This is a genomic window from Rhodococcus jostii RHA1 (assembly GCF_000014565.1).
Taxonomy (GTDB): domain Bacteria; phylum Actinomycetota; class Actinomycetes; order Mycobacteriales; family Mycobacteriaceae; genus Rhodococcus_F; species Rhodococcus_F jostii_A.
This window is the reverse complement of the sequence record NC_008268.1, coordinates 1886712-1905153: the sequence shown is the minus strand read 5'-3', so window position 1 is coordinate 1905153 and position 18442 is coordinate 1886712. Positions and strand designations below refer to the sequence as shown.

14 protein-coding genes are annotated in these 18442 nt (G+C 68.3%); 5 read left to right on the top strand and 9 right to left on the bottom strand.

What is annotated here, in order from left to right; genetic code table 11:
• Nucleotides 1-195: 195 nt before the first annotated feature.
• Nucleotides 196-714, top strand: a complete 519-nt coding sequence (locus RHA1_RS45875) for a hypothetical protein (RefSeq protein ID WP_081437416.1) — start codon at nt 196-198, stop codon at nt 712-714.
• A 56-nt stretch (nt 715-770) separates the two neighbouring features.
• Here RHA1_RS45875 and RHA1_RS08745 read toward each other — a convergent pair whose 3' ends face one another.
• Entirely contained in the window at nt 771-1316 is a 546-nt protein-coding gene (locus tag RHA1_RS08745; protein ID WP_011594728.1) for a dihydrofolate reductase family protein, read from the bottom strand.
• A gap of 138 nt (nt 1317-1454) precedes the next feature.
• Between RHA1_RS08745 and RHA1_RS08740 the strand changes: the two genes are divergently transcribed.
• The 4 genes from RHA1_RS08740 to RHA1_RS08725 all read left to right on the top strand — a co-directional run bounded on the left by RHA1_RS08740 (nt 1455) and on the right by RHA1_RS08725 (nt 5373).
• Entirely contained in the window at nt 1455-2294 is an 840-nt protein-coding gene (locus tag RHA1_RS08740) for an NmrA/HSCARG family protein (protein WP_029539390.1), read from the top strand.
• A 145-nt stretch (nt 2295-2439) separates the two neighbouring features.
• Nucleotides 2440-3294 carry a tryptophan 2,3-dioxygenase gene (locus tag RHA1_RS08735; RefSeq protein ID WP_011594726.1) on the top strand — a complete coding sequence of 285 codons (855 nt, stop codon included), beginning with the start codon at nt 2440-2442 and terminating at the stop codon, nt 3292-3294.
• Entirely contained in the window at nt 3291-4526 is a 1236-nt protein-coding gene (locus RHA1_RS08730; protein WP_011594725.1) for a kynureninase, read from the top strand. The genes RHA1_RS08735 and RHA1_RS08730 overlap by 4 nt, the downstream gene beginning before the upstream one ends.
• Nucleotides 4510-5373 (top strand): PaaX family transcriptional regulator, encoded by an 864-nt coding sequence (locus tag RHA1_RS08725; RefSeq protein WP_011594724.1) that lies wholly within the window; start codon nt 4510-4512, stop codon nt 5371-5373. The genes RHA1_RS08730 and RHA1_RS08725 overlap by 17 nt, the downstream gene beginning before the upstream one ends.
• Before the next feature lie 4 nt (nt 5374-5377).
• On the opposite strand, the gene RHA1_RS08720 is transcribed toward RHA1_RS08725, so the two are convergent.
• The 8 genes from RHA1_RS08720 to RHA1_RS08685 form a co-directional block, all read right to left on the bottom strand.
• Complete coding sequence (locus tag RHA1_RS08720) at nt 5378-5827, bottom strand: flavodoxin domain-containing protein (RefSeq protein WP_011594723.1); 450 nt, start codon at nt 5825-5827, stop codon at nt 5378-5380.
• 34 nt (nt 5828-5861) lie between these two features.
• Nucleotides 5862-7631 (bottom strand): sulfite reductase subunit alpha, encoded by a 1770-nt coding sequence (locus tag RHA1_RS08715; RefSeq protein WP_011594722.1) that lies wholly within the window; start codon nt 7629-7631, stop codon nt 5862-5864.
• Nucleotides 7628-13120 (bottom strand): glutamate synthase-related protein, encoded by a 5493-nt coding sequence (locus tag RHA1_RS08710; RefSeq protein WP_011594721.1) that lies wholly within the window; start codon nt 13118-13120, stop codon nt 7628-7630. The genes RHA1_RS08715 and RHA1_RS08710 overlap by 4 nt, the downstream gene beginning before the upstream one ends.
• A 376-nt stretch (nt 13121-13496) precedes the next feature.
• A complete protein-coding gene (locus RHA1_RS08705; protein ID WP_009474488.1) occupies nt 13497-13892 on the bottom strand; it encodes a nitroreductase/quinone reductase family protein in 396 nt (131 codons plus the stop codon).
• A gap of 44 nt (nt 13893-13936) precedes the next feature.
• Entirely contained in the window at nt 13937-15316 is a 1380-nt protein-coding gene (locus tag RHA1_RS08700; protein WP_011594720.1) for a dicarboxylate/amino acid:cation symporter, read from the bottom strand.
• Nucleotides 15317-15506: 190 nt separating this feature from the next.
• Nucleotides 15507-16493 carry an isopenicillin N synthase family dioxygenase gene (locus RHA1_RS08695; protein ID WP_011594719.1) on the bottom strand — a complete coding sequence of 329 codons (987 nt, stop codon included), beginning with the start codon at nt 16491-16493 and terminating at the stop codon, nt 15507-15509.
• Nucleotides 16494-16524: 31 nt separating this feature from the next.
• Nucleotides 16525-16782, bottom strand: a complete 258-nt coding sequence (locus RHA1_RS08690) for a GNAT family N-acetyltransferase (protein ID WP_050787269.1) — start codon at nt 16780-16782, stop codon at nt 16525-16527.
• Nucleotides 16783-16919: 137 nt separating this feature from the next.
• Complete coding sequence (locus tag RHA1_RS08685) at nt 16920-18416, bottom strand: aldehyde dehydrogenase (RefSeq protein WP_011594717.1); 1497 nt, start codon at nt 18414-18416, stop codon at nt 16920-16922.
• Nucleotides 18417-18442: the final 26 nt, after the last annotated feature.

Genomic DNA, 18442 nt, shown 5'->3' with positions numbered 1-18442 from the left:
TACGGTTGTGTGGCCCTCCCCCGGATGTGCTCGAAGGCGCCGTGAGATGCGCTGAGTGTCCCCGGGTGCGCCGAGGGTGTCTGGCTGTTCGTGTCGTGGGTGAGGTAGCTGTGTGCGTGGTCGCTCATCACATGCGCGCTGAGTCGGTGCGCACGGGTGGCGAAGCCGCATAATTGAGGGTGCGAGGTGAGACCGGTGCGGCAGACACCCTGGTTGGCGACGACGGTATTCGTCGGGTCGGTTGCTGTCCTGCTCACAGTCCACACCGGCGGCGGTGCGTCGAGCGAACCCGGCAGGGAAGCGACGCGCATGCTCGATCCCGCCGGGCCGATCCTCGTCCTCACTCCGCCGCGCGGGCAGCCGGGCGACCGCATCCAGTATCACGCGACGAATCTTCCTACCTGTGGCGGGCCGTGGGCGGTGGAGTTCGGCGATCGTGTCCTGGGCGAGACCCGTCAGGTCGGCAGCGTCGCCGACTTCCGCGCGGCGGTGCCGAACCGCGGCAGTCGCGGTTTCCAGGTGGCCGGTCTGCGGTGCCTGCCGACCCCGTCCATGGTGGTGCAGACGACTTTCGAGGTGCTCCCGGTGACACGCTTGCCGGAGCCGACCACTACCTGGATGCTGCCCCCACCACCAGAGCTACCGACGCGGACGAAGAGACCCACACCGACGCCCACCACGACGATCACAGCTCCTGCTGACGCGGAGCGGTAGCGGCGGGATCGACTGCTGGGAAACCGTCGTCCGCCGAGGGCCCTGGGTGGACGTCCTCAGACGGTGTAGTGCAGCAGAGAGACGCCGTTCTGGAAGCCGCGGGCCTCCACCAGCTGCAGCCTCGGCATCTCGTACCCGTCGGGGAACAGCCTTCGTCCCCGACCTTGGACGACGGGGTACACGAACAGCCGGTACTCGTCGACCAGGCCGGACTCGATCAGGGCATGGGTCAGCTTGATGCTGCCCGTGACCACGATGTCGCGGCCCTCCTGCCCCTTCAAGGCCTGTACCCGGGCGATCCAGTCGCTCGTGAGCACGGTCGAGTTCCGCCACTGGGGGTCGACCATGGTCGAGGAGACGACGTACTTCTGAATCTGGTTCAGCTCGTCGGTAATCCCCGTCCGGTCGTCGGTCTGTCGGGGCCAATAGCCGCGGAAGTCCTCGAACGTCTGCCGACCCAGCAACATCGCATCCGCGCGCTCGGACTGACGGCGGGTCGCCTCCAGCAGCTGTGGATCCTGGTCCGCGGGGTCGAACCAGTCGCCGAGCATCTCGATGGAGCCGTCGAGGGTGATGTTCTGGGTGATCGCGAGTGTTCTCATACCAAATACTGACACCGTGACGGCCGAGAAATCATCGGCAGCACCTGCACACCTGACGACGGCGAACAGGGGGGCACACGTCACGGTGAGCGAACGGAGCCTGCGAGTACGCTGGCGCGGTCGAGAAGGAGAGGTGTTGTGCCCATGAGTGAGCCGTATGCAGTCGTCGGAGCGACGGGTGGTCAAGGAGGCGCTGTCGTCGACGCGCTGCTCGAACGAGGGCGTGAGGTCCGCGCGCTTGTCCGTCGAAGCTCTTCTCGCTCAGATGCATTGCGCCTACGAGGCGTCGAGATTGCCGTGGCCGATATTACCGATCGGGCGGCGATCGCGTCTGCTGTCGATGGGTGTGCGGGCGTGTTCGCCATGACGACGCCGTTCGAGGACGGCCCGGAGGCGGAGATCGCTCAGGGTGCCGCGCTCGTCGGCGCGTTCAGTGATTCCGGTGTTCCACACGTGGTGTTTTCTTCGGTGGCCGACGCGGACAAGAGCACCGGGGTCCCACATTTCGACACGAAGGCTGCGACCGAGTCGTTGCTGCGAGAATCCTCGGTCTCGTACACGATCGTCGGGCCGACCTACTTCTATGACAACCTGCTCGGTGGACTCGACGGCATCCGCCATGGCCGACTCGATCTGCCTCTGCCAGTCGATACCCCGTTGCAGCAGTTGTCGCGGCGAGACCTCGGTCGGTTCGTCGCCCTCGTGTTCGACGATCCGGACCGATTTTCCCGGACACGAATCGACCTGGCGTCGGATGATCCGACGCCACGTCGAATGGCCGAGGTGCTCGGTGAGGTACTGGGCACGCCGGTACGTGCCCATTCGTCCGACGCGGACGCCATCGCGTCGCCGGACATGCGCGCTATGTTCCGCTTCCTCGCCGACACGGGGTACGACGCGAAGATCGGCGAACTGCGCCGGCTCTACCCCGAGGTGGGCTGGCAGAGCTTCGCCGACTGGGCAGCCGAGTTGGCGTGAGGTCTGCCGGGAGCGCCAGCGGTACCGATGGATCTACCGGTGTGGCACCCGGGGTGGCGCGTATTCGACAACTGTAGCGGTCGCCACGATTATGTAATATGGGGTTCGGGAGCCCGGTACTCGAACACCAGCAGTGAGGACGGTCATGGGCGTGCAGGCCAACACCAGAGCCATCGAGAAAGACATCGTCACCGACTTCAGCGAGCGGATGAGCTACGCCTCGTACCTCGACCTCGACACCCTGCTGAGCGCGCAGAAACCGGTGAGCCGCCCGGAGCATCACGACGAACTGCTGTTCATCATCCAGCACCAGACCACCGAACTCTGGCTGAAGCTCGTCCTGCACGAAACACTCGCGGCCCGAGCTGCTTTCGACGAGGACGACATCGGCAGGGCGCTCAAGTGCGTGGCGCGCGTCAAGCACATCCAGAAGACGCTGACCGAACAGTGGTCGGTCCTGGCCACGCTGACCCCCACCGAGTACTCGGAGTTCCGCCGGTTCCTCGGCAATTCGTCCGGGTTCCAGTCCTACCAGTACCGCGCCGTCGAGTTCGTGCTCGGCAACAAGAACGCCGGAATGCTTGCGGTGTTCGAGGCCGATCCCGCCGCCCACGACCTGCTCGGACGGCTCCTCGCCGAGCCGAGCCTGTACGACGCGTTCTGGCAGTGCCTGTCGCGGCTGGGGTACGACGTGCCGGCCTCCGCGCTGGACCGCGACGTGACCGCCGCCTACACGCTGAACGAGGACCTGCTGCCCCTGATCAAGTTCGTCTACGAGAACCACGACGAACACTGGGCCGTCTACGAGGCCTTCGAGGAGTTCGTCGACCTCGAGGAGAACTTTCAGCTGTGGCGCTTCCGCCACATGCGCACGGTGCTGCGGACCATCGGCATGAAATCCGGAACGGGAGGGTCCAGCGGAGTGGGATTCCTGCAAAAGGCGCTGGACCTGACGTTCTTCCCGGAACTGCTGGCCGTGCGCACCGAGATCGGACGATGATGACCACCTCGACCGATGTGCCGGCCGCCCGCGCCGCCGAACTCGACGCCGCGGACCCGCTGCGCCCGTACCGCGACCTGTTCATCGGCGCCGACGACCCCTCGGTGCCCGCCTACCTCGACGGCAACTCGCTCGGCCGGCCCACCAAGGCGAGTGCCGAGCGGATCAACGCCTTCGTCACCCAGTCGTGGGGCGGCCGGCTCATCCGCGGGTGGGACGAGGAGTGGTACGACCTGCCGATCACGATCGGCGACACCCTCGCGAGGGTGTCGCTCGGCGCGGCCGCCGGGCAGACCACCATCGGCGACTCGACGACGGTTCTGCTGTACAAACTCGCGCGAGGTGCGCTCGCGTTGCGGCCGGACCGCACCGAGATCGTCGTGGACCGCGACAACTTTCCGACGGACCGCTACGTGCTCGAGGCCGTGGCCGGAGAACTCGGGCTCACGCTCCGGTGGATCGAATCCGATACCCGGGGCGGCGTCACCGTCGACGACCTGACGTCCGTGGTCTCCGAACGCACCGCGCTCGTCGTGCTCAGTCACGTCGCCTACCGCTCGGGCTACCTGGTCGACGCCGCCGGCGCCGCGCGCGTGACACACGACGCCGGTGCGCTCCTGCTGCTCGACCTGTGTCACTCCGTCGGCTCGGTTCCCCTCGAACTCGACACGTGGGGTGTCGATCTGGCGGTCGGGTGCACGTACAAGTATCTGAACGGCGGTCCGGGCTCACCGGCGTTCGCCTACGTTCGCGCCGACCATCAGCAGGACTTCGTACAGCCGATCTGGGGCTGGATGGGCCGCGACAACCCGTTCGCGATGGAGCAGGGCTACCGACCGGCGCCCGGCATCCGGCGGGTGATCAGCGGAACGCCGTCGGTCCTCGGCATGATCGCGCTGCAGGACACCCTCGCACTCCTCGACGAGGTCGGCATGGACGCCGTGCGCGCCAAGTCGATCGCGCTCACCGAGTACGCACTCGACCTCGTGCGCGAGGTGCTGATTCCCTTAGGCGTGGAGATCGGGTCGCCGGAGGACTCCGCCGAACGGGGTGGTCACGTCATCATCGACCACCCGCGGTTCCAGACCGTCGTCGAGCGACTGTGGACGAAGGGCGTCATCCCCGACTTCCGGGCCCCGCAGGGGCTGCGGCTCGGCCTGAGCCCGCTGAGTACCAGCTTCGGTGAGGTGTTCGCCGGGATACTCGCGATCCGTGATGAACTCACCGACTGAACCGGCGAGCGCCGTCCTCGACGACTTCGATTCGCGGCCCGGCAGCGCGACGTCCCTGATCCGCACCGTCCTCGGCGCGTACGTGCGCGACCTCGGCGGGTGGGTGGCGATCGCCGACTTCGTGGAATTGATGCAGGCCGTCGGTATCCCCTCCGAATCGACGCGCATCGCAGTGGCCCGCCTGAAGAAGAAGGGGGTGCTGCGGCCGCTGACCCGCGACGGGCGGAGCGGGTACGAGGTGACCGAGCAGGCCGAGGCGATGTTCAGACGCGGCGATCCTCGGATCTTCGGCTTCCGTCAGATGTCGGAAACCGATCCCTGGCGGCTGATCTCGTTCACCATCCCCGAATCGCAACGGGCGGTGCGGCACCAGTTGCGCAGGCGACTCGGCTGGATCGGCTGCGGAACCGTGTCGCCCGGCCTGTGGATCGCCCCCGAGTACCTCGCCCGCGAGGTCCAGGACATCGTCGACGCGCTGGGCCTGTCAGAGTACGTGACCACCTTCGTGTCCACATCGGTGTTCGTCCCCGATTCGATGGGGGACGCGGCGACGCGGTGGTGGGATCTGGACGGCATCGCCGCGCGGCACCGCGACTTCCTGGACCGCCACCGGGTCGCTCTGTCTGCCGCAGAGGAGGTGTCGCCGCGCGAAGCGTTCGTCCGGTTCGTCCCGCTGCTCGACGAATGGCGCATCATCCCCTACATCGACCCGGGCCTGCCCGCCGGCATGCTGCCCGAGGACTGGCCCGGCGCCGACAGCGTCCGCCTGTTCGCGTCGGCACGGGACCGCTACCTCGACGGGAGCCGCGACTGGGTGCGGAGCGTGCAGTCGCGGCTCCCGGTGTGAGGTGCTATCCGAGGAATTCCTCGCCGATGTTCTTGGCCCACTCCTCGGCCTGATCCTTCGGGCGGATCGAGCTGGACCCGTCGTGCCTGCCGTGTTCGCCCACCTGGACCGCGCCGAGGGAGACGAGCTTCTCCGCGATGATCTCGCCGCCGCGGTTGTAGGTCTCCTCGTACACCTTGTCGCCGAGGCCGAACAGCGCGAACTGCAAACCGGTGAGATCGGGTTCGTCTTCCTCGAGACCCTCGAAGAAGGGTTCCGCGCCGGTGGGCAGCTCGCCCTCACCGTAGGTGGAGCACACGATGACGTGGAAATTCTCGGGGTCGAGATCGCCCGCGTCGAACTCCATCATGTCGTACAGGGACGTGTCGCCGTAGTCGCCGAGCACGTCGGCGATGTTGTCGGCCACCAGTTCGGAGGTCCCGCCCTCGCTGCCGTACAGAATCACCACTGCCATTGTTCTTGCTCCTCGTGAGTTGCTGCCGACGTGGTCAGTACACGTCGCGCAGGTAGCGCTTTTCCTTCTTGAGCTTGGTCACGTAGTCGGCGGCCTGCTCGGTGGAAAGGGTGCCATGGGTGGCGATGACCTCGTGCAGGGCCCGGTCGACGTCCTTCGCCATCCGGGTGGCGTCGCCACAGACGTAGAAGTGGCCGCCGTCCTCGAGCCAGGCGAACAACTCCGCGCCGTTCTCGACCATCCGGTTCTGCACGTAGATCTTCTCCGCCTGGTCGCGGGAGAAGGCGAGGTCGAGTCGGGTGAGGAGACCGCTGTCGCTCATCGCGCCGATCTCGTCCTCGTAGATGTAGTCCGACGCGCGGTGCTGGTCGCCGAAGAACAGCCAGTTGCGTCCCGACGCGCCCCGCGCCTGCCGTTCCTGCAGGAACGCGCGGAACGGCGCGATGCCGGTGCCGGGGCCGACCATGATCATCGGTGCGTCGTCGTTCGCGGGGACGCGGAACGACTTGTTCTTCGACACGAAGATTCCACCGCTGCCGCCCTCGGCGATCCGATCGGCGAGGAACGTGGAGCACACGCCGCCGCGGTCGCGTCCGGCCGAGCTGTGGCGGACGCTGGCGACGGTCAGGTGCACGCTGCCGGGGTTGGCGAGCGGGCTGGACGAGATGGAATACGCCCTGTGCTGCAACGGCTTCAGCAACCCGACGAACTCGTCCGCGGTCAGGGTCACCGACGGTTCGAGGAGCAGCAGGTCGAGCACGTCCTTGCCCCACAACCAGGCGTCGAGGGCTTCCTTGTCGCCGTGCCGCAGCACGTGGCTCAGTTCTTCGTCGCCCGCCCGCTTCTCGATCTCGTCGATGAATTCGTGGCTCGGCGTGGAGATCTCGTACCCGTGCAGCAGGAGGTCGCTGAACGGCCGCTCCTTCCCGGTGACGGCGGCGTCCGCCGGGATGCCCAGCCGGGACACCAGAGCGTCGACGAGCGCGGGATCGTTGATCGGCATCACACCGAGCGCGTCACCGGCCTCGTACTCGAGACCGCTGTCGGCGAGCGCGAACTCGTAGTGCCGGATCTCCTTCGCGGACGTCTCGCTCGACAGCCGCCGGTTCACGGAGAGCGTGGACGCGTAAGGGTTCTTGCGGTTCCACTGCGACCGCTTCCGGGCCGGCTTCGTCTCGGGCTCGGCGACATCGGCGACGGGGGACTCGCCGCGAATGCCCTCGACGGCCGCGAACAGGGGGAGGGTGTCGGCGACCCACGCGGCGGCAGTGTCCTCGTAGTCGACGTCGCAGTCGACGCGCGGAGTGACGCGGCGGGCACCGAGCTGCTCGAGCCTGGTGTCGATCATCTTGCCGGCCTGGCAGTACCCGTCGTAGCCGGTGTCGCCGAGCGCGAGGACGGCGAAGTCGGTGTTCTCCAGTCGCGGCGCGGTCTCCGCGGCCAGCGCCTGCCAGAACAGTTCGGCGTTGTCGGGCATCTCACCCTCACCGTAGGTGGAGGTGACGACCAGGACGCGTTGCATGGCGGCGAGGGCGTCCGTGTCGACGTCGTCGAGCGCGCTCACGACCGGCGCGAAGCCCTGCGAACGGGCCGCGGCCGCAGCGTCTTCCGCGACACCCTCCGCGTTCCCGGTCTGGCTGCCGTACAGCACGTGCATGGCGGGCAACTGCCCACCGGCCGCCGCGGCGGGCGCGTCGGAGCCGCCGACGACGAGGCGCGAGCTCATGCCGGCGAGGAAGCCGGTGAGCCACACGCGCTGGTCCTCGCTGAACGGGGCGTCCTGGGGGATGTAGGGCATCTTCATGAGGGGACCACGTCTCTCGTGGGGATGAGATCGGGGAGAGCGTGCTGCGCGAACAACTCCTCGAAACCGGGCAGCCGGCCGATCTTGTCGACGTTCTTGGCGTCCTGGTGCAGGATCCAGCCGTACGTGCCGGGGGCGTCGATGGACCGGACGTTGCGGCGGCGCAGCGCATCCTTGTAGTCGGCGAGACGCTTGGCCGCCACCATCACGGCCAGGTCCTCGTCGCTGTAGTCCTTCAACGCTTCCCGCGCGTACCGCTGCAACCGCTGCATGAGGAAGAAGTCCTCGGTGAGCAGCAGGTTGCGGACGGCCTTGTCGACCGCCGGATCGGACGGATCCGCGACACCCGGCAGCTTGGACAGCGCCATCTCCTGCGCCGCGTTCAGCACGGTGTAGTTGTTCAGCAGCGCGAACATGGCTTCGGTGTCGGCCTCGCCGTAGCCGGGCACGGCGCCGTCCAGCACCGCGTGACCGTCCCGGTAGTCCAGCTTGAACTTGCGCACCTGGTGCGCGACCAGTGCGGCGGCGAGTTCGTCGGCGAGCTCCTTGCGGGGCTTGGCCTTCAGGATCTCGTCGCTGTCCTGGTACTGCAGCAGTGCGCGCGGCATGCCGTACACGAAGTGGTGCTGTTCGGTCTCCCAGTTCTCGAGCAACCAGGCCGCCTTGGCGGAGCCGGTGGCCTCGAGGTGCCACCCGAGCAGCACGTGCACGGCCTGACGGTGCAGCGCCGCGTGCTCGTCGTCGCCGGTGATGGAGCCGAGCAGGATCGAGTCCGCGCTGGCCTTGCCGGGCAGCTTGCCCTCGGGGTCGTACTGGTAGACGAAGCCACCGCTCATCCCGTTGCCGACGCCCTTGCCGAAGCTGCCGAGGTTGAGGACGGCGCCGTTGGTCATGTACTCGCAGGCGAAGTCGCCGACACCCTCGACCACCGCGGTGGCACCCGAATTGCGTACGGCGAAGCGGTCGCCCGCCTGACCCTCCACGAACGTGCGTCCACCGGTGGCGCCGAACAGTGCGAAGTTGCCGATCAGCACATTGCCGCCGTGCCGGTCGGAGCCGCCACCGGGCGAGCGCACGACGATGCTGCCGCCGTTGGCGCCCTTGCCGACGCCGTCGTTGGCGGTGCCGGTGTGGACGAGGGTCATGCCGTCGTTGCAGAACGCACCGTACGACAGGCCCGCGGACCCGGACGTGGCGATCCGGACGCTGCCGTCGCGCAGGTAGCCGCGGCCGCGCTCGTCGCGGAGCACGGCGGGCAGTTCGACATCGGTGAGCTCGTGGTTCAGCATCCGCTCGATGTCGACCGCCAGCTGGGCGCCGACGCTCTTGTTGCGGTTGCTCAGGTGCACCCCGTCGCCGAGCTCGACCGTGGCCTCGCCCTGCTCGACCAGCGCGGCGCGCAGCTGCACGAGCCAGCCGTCGTCGAGGGTGTAGTCCTTCTCCAGGTACACCGGATCGCCGATGGTCACTTCCTCGACCACGGCGAGCATCGCACGCAGGTCGAGCTGGCCGACGCTCGACGGGTGGTCGAGGAGCTGCAACAGATCGGAGCGGCCCCGGGCCTCGCGCAGCGAGGACATCCCCAGCTCGGCCAGCACCTCGCGGGTCTCGTGCGCGATGTTCAGCAGGTACTGCGCCATCGCCCGCGGATCACCGTCGAACAGTTCGGGGTTGGTGGTCAGACCGGCGGGGCACTTGATGTTGCAGTTCTTGGCCATGACGCACTTGAGCATCATCAGCGCGGTGGTGCCGAACTCGAAGCTGTCGGCGCCGAGCAGCGCCGACTTCACGACGTCGCTCGCCGTCTGGTGCGCCCCGGAGCACCGGAGCAGCACCTTCTGCCGCAACCCGTTGGCGCACAACGCCTGATGGACCTCGGCGACACCGATCTCCGCCGAACGTCCGGCGTACTTGAGGCTGGTCACCGCGGCGGCACCGGTACCGCCGGTGTTGCCCGCGACGTTGATGACGTCGGCGCCGGCCTTCGCGACACCCACCGCGATGGTGCCGATGCCCTCCGAGGACACGAGCTTGACGATGACGCGGACCCGCGCCGCCTTGCAGTCGTGGATGAGCTGCGCGAGGTCCTCGATGGAGTACGTGTCGTGATGCGGTGGGGGAGAGACGAGTTCGACGCCGGGAGTGCCGCCACGCGCTGCCGCGATCTCGACGGTCACCTTGGGTGCGGGCAGCTGCCCGCCCTCGCCGGGCTTGGCGCCCTGCGCGATCTTGATCTCGAGTTCCTCGAGCATCGGGTCGGCCAGGTAGCCCGCCCACACACCGAAACGGCCGGACGCGAACTGCTTGATCCGGGAACCGCGGATGGTGCCGTAGCGCGAGATGTGCTCGCCGCCCTCACCGCTGTTCGACATACCGCCGACCATGTTGGTGCCGTGCGCGACGGCCTCGTGCGCGTTGGAGTTCAACGCACCGTGGCTCATGGCGCCGGACGTGAGGAACGGGGTGATCTCGCTGGCCTTCTGCACCTGACCGATCGGCACGCTCGCCGGAGCGGTGCGCAGCAGCGACAGACATCGCAGCGCCTCACCGGACGTGCTCACCACAAGGGCGTCGCCGTCCACGCTGTGGTCGAGGAGGTCGTCGCCGAACCGCATGACCAGCGATTCGCCGAGCGCCGCGAGCACACGGGACTCGCCCGCGTGGGGGCCGGTGAGCCGCAGCCGGAACCGGTCCTCGCCGATGGCCTCGGATTCGAGCCCGCGCACCGCGAAGCTGTTGTTGCCCTTGCGGGAGAAGCGGCCCATCTGCTTGCGGAACTCGGCTGCCGTGGTGAGGAACGTGACGTCGGCAGGCAGATCCAGCACGTCGCGCAGCGCTGCCGGACGACGGGTGCGCTCCTCGGCCATCGTCCGCGCGAAGGCGCGGTAGCCGGGGGTGATCTCGAAGCAGTCGATCGCCTCGGGTGTCAGCTTCTGGAAGCCGGCGTTGCGGTAGGCGTCGTCGTCGAGACCGAACGCGTCCTCGAGCCGGTTCAGCGGCAGCAGTCGCAGCGATTCCGTGTGGTCCTGCGTGCCCGCCGTGTCGAACGAGATGGGCTCCTCGGTGAGGTCGACGAAGCCGCGCACGGCCGCCGTGCCGTACGAGTGACCCGCGCCCTCCGCGCGCTCCTTGAACAGGCCGAGCAGCGGGACGTCCTTCTCCCCGGTGACCGTCAGGGCGCGCTGGTGCCAGTCGGCGACGGCCTGCGCGATGACGGCGAACCCGACACCACCCACCGGCGTCTTCACGTTCGCGAAGTAGCGGCGCAGCACCCGGTCGTCGGTGTCGAGGTAGTTGGGTTCGAAGAATTCGCCGCCGATGTAGCTTTCGGCGGTGCACAGGCCGACCCGGCCCATCGTCTTCATCAGCGACTTCTCCGCGGCCTTCGCGAACCGCTTGAACGCCACATCCGCCTCGTCGGCGAACTTCTCCTCGGCGCGCAGACGGACGGCGAGCGGGTAGATCGCGGCGGCGCCGAAACCGAGGGCCGCGGCCACGTGGTGCGACGACGAGATCTGACCGCTCTCGGCGACGACGGACACCCGCAGGCGCAGGCCCTCCTCGATCAGCCGCTGGTTGACAGCGGAGATCGCCACGATCATCGGCAGCGCGGCGCGGTCGGTGGCCACGTGACGGTCGGTGACGATCGCGATGCCGCCCTGCTCGCGGGCGAACGCCTCCACCTCGTCGCAGAGCCCGTCGACCGCGGCCTCGAGCGCAGCCGCGTTGGCGGCGGAGTCACCGTGGACGGGGGTGTACAGCATCGGGAAACGCTGCACCGGGGTCTCGGACTGCTTGCGGATCCGCAGCATGTCCATGTGGGTGAGGATCGGCGACGGCACCACGATCTGCGGCGCAGACTGCGCCCCGCTGTTCGGCTTGGCGCCGAGCGCGACACGCAGCGTCATGCCGTCGGCCTCACGGATGCTGTCGAGCGAAGGGTTCGTGACCTGGGCGAAACGCTGCGAGAAGTACTTGGCCACCCCGCCTTCCTGATCGGAGAGCGCGTTGATGGCGTTGCCGTAGCCCATCGCGGAGATCTTCTCCTGACCCGACGCGAGCATCGGGTCCATCATGAATTTGAAGCTTTCCTGGTTGTGCGAGTACGCGACGTAGCGCTGGGTGCGCTCGAGGTCGCCGTTGTACCGCAGCGGTCCCGGCTCGGCCTCGACCTCGGGCAGCGCCTCGATGGTCCGGCGGGCCTCCGCGACGAGCGTCGGGTAGTCGTTCCGGGAGGCGAGCAGCTCGAGTGCCTCGTCGGTGGAGTACGAGCGGCCCTCGCGGTGGTCGAAGTACAGCATGCCGCCGGCCTCGATGCGTCCGCGGTGCACAACGGTCTCGGGGTCGAAGTCGATCTGCCCGGCCTCGGACGTGACGCACAGGTACTCGTCCGTCTCCACCGAGCGCAGCGGACGCAGCCCGAGCCGGTCGAGCCGCGCGCCGACGACGGTGCCGTCGCCGAAGATCAGCGCGGCCGGGCCGTCGTTCTTCTCCTCGTACAGCGAGAAGTACTCGAGCATCGCCCGGACCTCGGGCGACAGGGTGGAGTCGTTCTCCCACGCCGGCGGCATCATCGACACCACCGCGGTCACCAGGTCGAGACCGTCCTCCACCACCCGGCTCTGCAGCGTCTGGTCGAGGCGGCAACTGTCCGACTGGCCGTGCGGGCGGACGATCTCCCGGTTCCGGGCACGAGCGAGCGCCGTCTCGGACAGGCGATTCTTCTTGTCCGTGTTGAGCTCGCCGTTGTGCGCCATCAGACGGAACGGCTGCGCCATCGTCGGATGCGGGTCGGTGTTCGTCGAGAACCGGGTGTGGAAGTACAGGGTGTGGATGGCGTGCGCCGGGTCGACGAGGTCCTGGAAGTAGGGCATCACCTCGTTCGAATTGAGGCGGCCCTTGAGCACCTGGGTGCGGGCGCTCAGCGACAGCGGGTACAGCCCGGCCAGATCGGGCTGGGTGTACGCGACGGCCTCGATCGCGAGCAGGGCGTCGTGGATGCGACGGTCGAACTCGGTCTCGTCGGCGCACGCGTCGGGCGCGGTGAACACCCACTGCCGGATCGGCAGCTGGTGCCGGATCGCGGCGGGCCGGAGCACGGTCGCGTCGACGGGCACGTCACGCTCGAGCAGCACGTGGAAACCCTGGTCGGCGAGAGCCCGCTCGATGACGGCCTCCGCGTCGCCGTGGAATGCCACGTCGGTGGGGAGGAAGAAGTTGCCGACACCGAACCGGCCGGCCTCGAGATCGTCCTGACCGGTCAGGGTGCGGAAGAACGGCACCGACAGGTCGACGCAGACACCGGCGCCGTCGCCGACACCCTCCGCCGACATGCCACCACGGTGAGGAACAGCACACAGGGCCTCATGGCCCCTGATGAGGACGTCATGGGTCTGAATGCCGTCCTTGCGGGTGATGAAGCCCACGCCGCAGCTGCTCTTGTCGAGCGTCCTGTCGTACAGGCCGGACTCGGTGGCACTCGTGTTCAACCGACTGTCTCCTCGCGATACTCGCCGAATATGGGGCCGTGCTGGGCGCACGGGTGGCGTCGGCGAGAGGAACACGGCAGAGAACCGGCCCCGAACCGATACGCCGGTGAGGCAGACGTCGTTGTCTGAGGTGCGGACCTTTTCCAGGTCCGCGCGAAATCGCAGATTAGCCGAGGCTAAGTCCCTACTGCAAGCTGCTCGATCCGCAGCCGCCGAGCGGTACCAAATCCGCGACGAGCGTGCAGCCGAACGCCGAGTTGCGAACATCACACCTGGCCAGGACGCTGGGCCGCGCTCGTAGACGCAACGCATTGGTCAGATGCCGACGCTATTGCGGGTGCGGGTGACCATTCGGTGGGCGTTTGTCCCGCTGACCTCAGTCGGCGAGGTCGATGCGGACGGTCAGCAGGTCGGTGCCGACGGCCCGGACGGCGACGCTGTTCATCCGGGGAAGCTGCGCCAGCCGGGCGCGGGCGTCGTCGTCGGGGAGCAGCGTCGCGGTGCCGGCGTGCCACCTGCCGTGGATCCGCAGCCGAACGGCATTGTTCGCGCGGATGTTGCGGATGTAGTTCGACCGCTCACCGAACTCGGACACCAGCCAGAACTCGGTGCCCGTGCGCCGGCCGCCGATGGGCGTGACGCGGGGCTGCCCGCTGACGCGGCCGGTGGTCTCGAGGAGCGTCTGGCTCGACAGTCGCGTGGAGAGCGGGTTGGCGACGTGCCGCTGGAATTGCATGACGATCCGTCGTTTGATCGCGTCGAGGTCGGCCATGACGAGAGCCTTCCACGTGGGGAAGGCTCTCGTCGACCGTTTCGCTACTTCGCGGCGACCGCGTCGTCGTCCTCGAACGGGTCGCCTGTCCGTTCGGCGTTGTAGCGGGCTTCGTCGAGGATGCCTTCGCGCTTCGCGACGATCGTCGGGACGAGAGCCTGCCCGGTGACGTTGACCGCGGTGCGGCCCATGTCGACGATCGGTTCGACCGCGAGCAGCAGGCCCACACCGGCGAGGGGCAGCCCCAGCGTCGACAACGTGAGCGTCAGCATGACGGTGGCGCCGGTGGTGCCCGCGGTGGCAGCGGATCCGATCACGGAGACGACGATGATCAGCAGGTAGTCGGTGAACGACAAAGGCACACCGTAGAACTCGGCGACGAAGATCGCGGCGATCGCGGGATAGATGGCAGCGCAGCCGTCCATCTTGGTGGTCGACCCGAGCGGCACGGCGAACGACGCGTACTCGCGGGGGACACCGAGATTGCGTTCGGTGACCCGCTCGGTGAGGGGCAGGGTACCGATCGACGAACGGGACACGAAGCCGAGCTGCGTGGCAGGCCACACACCGGAGTAGAAGGCACGCACCGACAGTCCGTGCGCGCGGATCAGGACGGGGTAGACGACGAGGAACACGATGGCCAGGCCGATGTAGACGGCGGCGGTGAACCAGCCGAGCGAGCCGATGGCGTCCCAGCCGTAGGTGGCGACGGCGTTCGCGATCAGCGCGGCGGTCCCGATCGGTGCGAGGCGGATGATCCACCACAGCACCTTCTGCACGATCGCGAGGAGTGACGCGTTGAACTGCAGGAACGGTTCGGCCTTGGCCCCGACCTTCAGTGCGGCGATGCCGATCGCGGCCGCGACGACGAGCAACTGCAGCACGTTGAAACTCAGCGACGTGCTGGCTGCGCCCTCGGTGAGGGTGGTCTTCGCGTTCAGGCCGAGGAAGTTGCTGGGCACGAGGCCGGTGACGAACGCCCACCACGAGCCGGTGGTGGCCGGTTCCTTGCCGGCGCCGGTGACGGTCGTGTGGGATCCCGGCTGGATGACGAGTCCGATGACGATCCCGATGACGACGGCGATGAACGCGGTGATCGCGAACCACAGCAGTGTCTGCACGGCGAGGCGCGCGGCGTTGGCCACCTCGCGCAGGTTGGCGATCGAACTGACGATGGCCGTGAACACCAGCGGGATCACCGCGACGGTAAGGAGTTTCACGTAACTGGAGCCGATGGTGTGGACGGTTCCGACGAGCCAGTTCTCGTTGCCGTCGGCGGCGACGGGCATGGCGCGGGCGACGAGTCCGAGGATGACGCCGACGACGAGACCGGTGACGATCTGGGGGCCGAATGATGTGGCCCACTGGGGTAGACGGCGTCGAGAGGTGGTCTCGGCGCGCGTGGACAGCGCGGGACTGGGCATGGGTGTGCCTTTCGCGTGGGGCCGTGGAACGTCGCCCGGTGGGGCGGATACGGCGAGAGAGAGTCCTGAGTGGAGAGGTGCGTCAGCGCGAGCGCGGACAGATTGCGCTCGCCTGCAGGCGGAGGTCGACGTAGCGCCGAGAGGTCAGGAACAACACTGCGGGAACAATACTCCCGGTGGCGGCGCGCGTTTACTCCGGTTCGGCCTCGTCCGGATACCAGCGGGCGTAGACGTCGGGGTGCGCGCGGGTGCGGCTCTTCCACGCGTTCTCGCCGTACGTGCGATAGAGCGGATTCGCCGGATCGAGTTCGATGCCGCGGGCGCGTTCGGCCAGGTGAGGCGGCAGCTCGATGGTCGGGACCGTGGCGTCGAGGGCGGGATTGAGGAAGTACGGCACGGACAGTCGTTCGGGCGCACCGGCGGGGGTGAGCACCCGGTGCCGGGTGGCCCTCAGGTACCCGCCGGTCGCGACCTCGAGCAGTTCGCCGATGTTCACCACGAACGAGCCGGCGCGGGCGGGTGCGTCGATCCAGTCGCCGGTCTCTGTTTCCACCTGGAGTCCCGACGACCCGGGTTCGAGGAGCAGCATCGTCAGCACGCCGGAATCCTTGTGGGCGCCGACGCCCTGCTCGCCGGTGTGGTCGGCGCTCGGCCGTTCCGGGTAGCGGACGACCTTGATCAGCGTGGCGGGGGCGTGCGCGAAGGCGTCGTCGAAGATCGCCGGATCGGCGTCGAGTGACGCGGCCCAGTGCCGCAGGAGCCGCATCCCGACGTCGGCGAGCGCGGCGTCCAGGGCCTCGATCGTCTTCTCGAGGTCGGGGAGATCCGCGGGCCATTGATTGGGACCCTGCAGTCTCAGGTAGCCGTCGGCGCCGGGGATCGGTTGCCGTTCGGGGCCGATGTCGATCTGTTCCCGCCAGTCGGTCTCGCCGTTGGTCAGTTCGTCGCCCACCCGGTTGTAGCCACGGAAATGGGGGCTGTTCAGCATCGCGATCGACTGCTTGGAGTCGTCGGGCAGGGCGAAGAATTCCCGCGCGACGGTGAACACCCGATCGAGCAGTTCCCGGTCCACGCCGTGCCCGTCGAGGTAGAAGAACCCCACGTGGTGGGTGATCTCCCGCAGCCGTTCCCGCCCGGCCGGAGTGTCCAGTTCGGCGAAATCGATGACGGGGAGCATCCCTCCACGGTAGCTCCGGTTGGTCGCGGTGTCAGGTCTCCCGGCAGCGCTCGAGCAGCACGCTGTCGTGCCAGACGCCGTCGATCTGTGCGAGTCGTTGCCGCACCCCGACCGTCCGGTAGCCGACCGCGTGGTGCAGTGCGATGGACCCGGTGTTCACCGCCAGCACCGAGGCCTGGAGCGTCCAGATGCCCGAGAAGTCCGCTTCGTCGATGAGCCGCCGCATCAGCGCGGTCCCGACGCCCGCGCCGCGGAACGCCCGGGCCGTGTACACGGAGTTCTCGGCCACCCCGCGGAAGCAGCGCCGCGAGGACACGGGGGACGTGGGGTGTCACGTTTCGGGGCGAATGTACCCGCGGGCGCTTCGGGAGCGCCGACGGGTACATTCGCCCGCCGAGGTCGGGGATCGGCACGGTGTCGTGACGCTCACTGCCGCAGCCGGATCCACGTCGTCTTCAGCCCGGTGTACTTGTCCGTCGCGTGCAGGGAGAGGTCGCGGCCGAACCCGGACTGTTTGAACCCGCCGAACGGGGTCTGCGCGCTGATGGCGTCGACGGTGTTGACGGAGACGGTCCCCGCCCGCAGCGCCGCGGAGACGCGGTGCGCCCGGTTCAGGTTCTCGGTCCACACCGAGGCGGCCAGGCCGTAGATGCTGTCGTTGCCCATCCGGACGGCCTCGGCCTCGTCGGTGAACGTCTGGACGGTGAGGACGGGTCCGAACACCTCCCGGGTCACCACCTCGGCGGTGGGTGCGACGTCCGCGAAGATCGTCGGTTCGACGAAGGATCCCCGGGCGTCCACGGTGGTCTTGTTGCCGCCCAGCAACACCCGGCCCTCGGACCGGGCGCGGTCGATGAACCCCGTAACGGTGCGAGCGTGGTTCTCGTCGACGATCGCGCCCAGTGTGGAGGCGGGATCGAGCGGATTGCCGGGGCGGATCGACGACGCCCGGCGGACGAGGGCCTCGGTCACCTGTTCGGCCACCGACTCCTCGACCAGCAACCGGGAGTTGGCCGAGCACACCGCGCCCTGGTTGTAGAACGCGCCGAAGACCGCCTTCTCCACCGCCTCGTCGAGATCGGCGTCCGCAAACACCAGGTTGGGGCTCTTGCCTCCGCATTCGAGCCAGACCTGCTTCAGATTCGAGTCCGCCGCATACCGGAGGAACCGCTTCCCGGTCGCGGTCGAGCCGGTGAAGGCGAGGACGTCGAGGTCGGGATGCAGGCCCAGCGCCGCCCCGGCGGTGGCGCCGAACCCCGGGACGACGCCCAGGACGCCGTCGGGCAGGCCCGCCTCGGCGGCGAGCTCGGCCAGCCGCAGCACCGACAGGGGAGCCTGCTCGGCGGGTTTGAGGACGACGCTGTTGCCCGCGGCGAGGGCCGGCGCCAGCTTCCACACCGCGAGGTCGAGTGGGAAGTTCCACGGGACCACCGCCCCGACGACCCCGAGGGGTTCGCGGGAGACGAGCGCGAGACTCCCAGGATCGGTGGGCGCGATCTCCCCGCCGATCTTGTCGAGGGCTTCGGCGTAGAACCTGAAAAGATCAGCGGCCGAGGGGACGTCGACGGTCAGTGCCTCCACCACGAGCTTGCCCATGTCGAGGGAGTCGAGCAGGGCGAGCTCGTGCCGGTGTTCGAGGATCAGCTCGGCGAGCCGGAGCAGGACCCGCTTGCGGTGCGACGCCGGGCTCCGCGACCAGACGCCCGAGTCGAACGCCTCGCGCGCAGACCGCACCGCGGCGTCGACGTCCGGGGCGTCCGCGGCCGCCACCCGTGCGAGCAGCTCACCGGTGGCCGGGTTGATCGAGTCGAACGTCTCATCGGACTTGGCGGGACGGAACGCGCCGTCGATGAAGAGCTCCCGGCGCGGCGTGATCGTCGCGGCGAGCCGGGTCCAGTCGTCGAGTGTGGTCGGGTCAGGCATCGTCATCCCTCGTGCTCGAAAGTGGT

What these genes read in the sequence shown, in the direction of transcription:
- RHA1_RS08705 (WP_009474488.1), bottom strand. Translation starts at nt 13,892, where the DNA reads ATGGCCGACCTCGACGCGATCAAACGACGGATCGTCATGCAATTCCAG.
- RHA1_RS08745 (WP_011594728.1), bottom strand. Translation starts at nt 1,316, where the DNA reads ATGAGAACACTCGCGATCACCCAGAACATCACCCTCGACGGCTCCATC.
- RHA1_RS08685 (WP_011594717.1), bottom strand. Translation starts at nt 18,416, where the DNA reads ATGCCTGACCCGACCACACTCGACGACTGGACCCGGCTCGCCGCGACG.
- RHA1_RS08695 (WP_011594719.1), bottom strand. Translation starts at nt 16,493, where the DNA reads ATGCTCCCCGTCATCGATTTCGCCGAACTGGACACTCCGGCCGGGCGG.
- RHA1_RS08730 (WP_011594725.1), top strand. Translation starts at nt 3,291, where the DNA reads ATGATGACCACCTCGACCGATGTGCCGGCCGCCCGCGCCGCCGAACTC.
- RHA1_RS08700 (WP_011594720.1), bottom strand. Translation starts at nt 15,316, where the DNA reads ATGCCCAGTCCCGCGCTGTCCACGCGCGCCGAGACCACCTCTCGACGC.
- RHA1_RS08735 (WP_011594726.1), top strand. Translation starts at nt 2,440, where the DNA reads ATGGGCGTGCAGGCCAACACCAGAGCCATCGAGAAAGACATCGTCACC.
- RHA1_RS08720 (WP_011594723.1), bottom strand. Translation starts at nt 5,827, where the DNA reads ATGGCAGTGGTGATTCTGTACGGCAGCGAGGGCGGGACCTCCGAACTG.
- RHA1_RS08725 (WP_011594724.1), top strand. Translation starts at nt 4,510, where the DNA reads ATGAACTCACCGACTGAACCGGCGAGCGCCGTCCTCGACGACTTCGAT.
- RHA1_RS08715 (WP_011594722.1), bottom strand. Translation starts at nt 7,631, where the DNA reads ATGAAGATGCCCTACATCCCCCAGGACGCCCCGTTCAGCGAGGACCAG.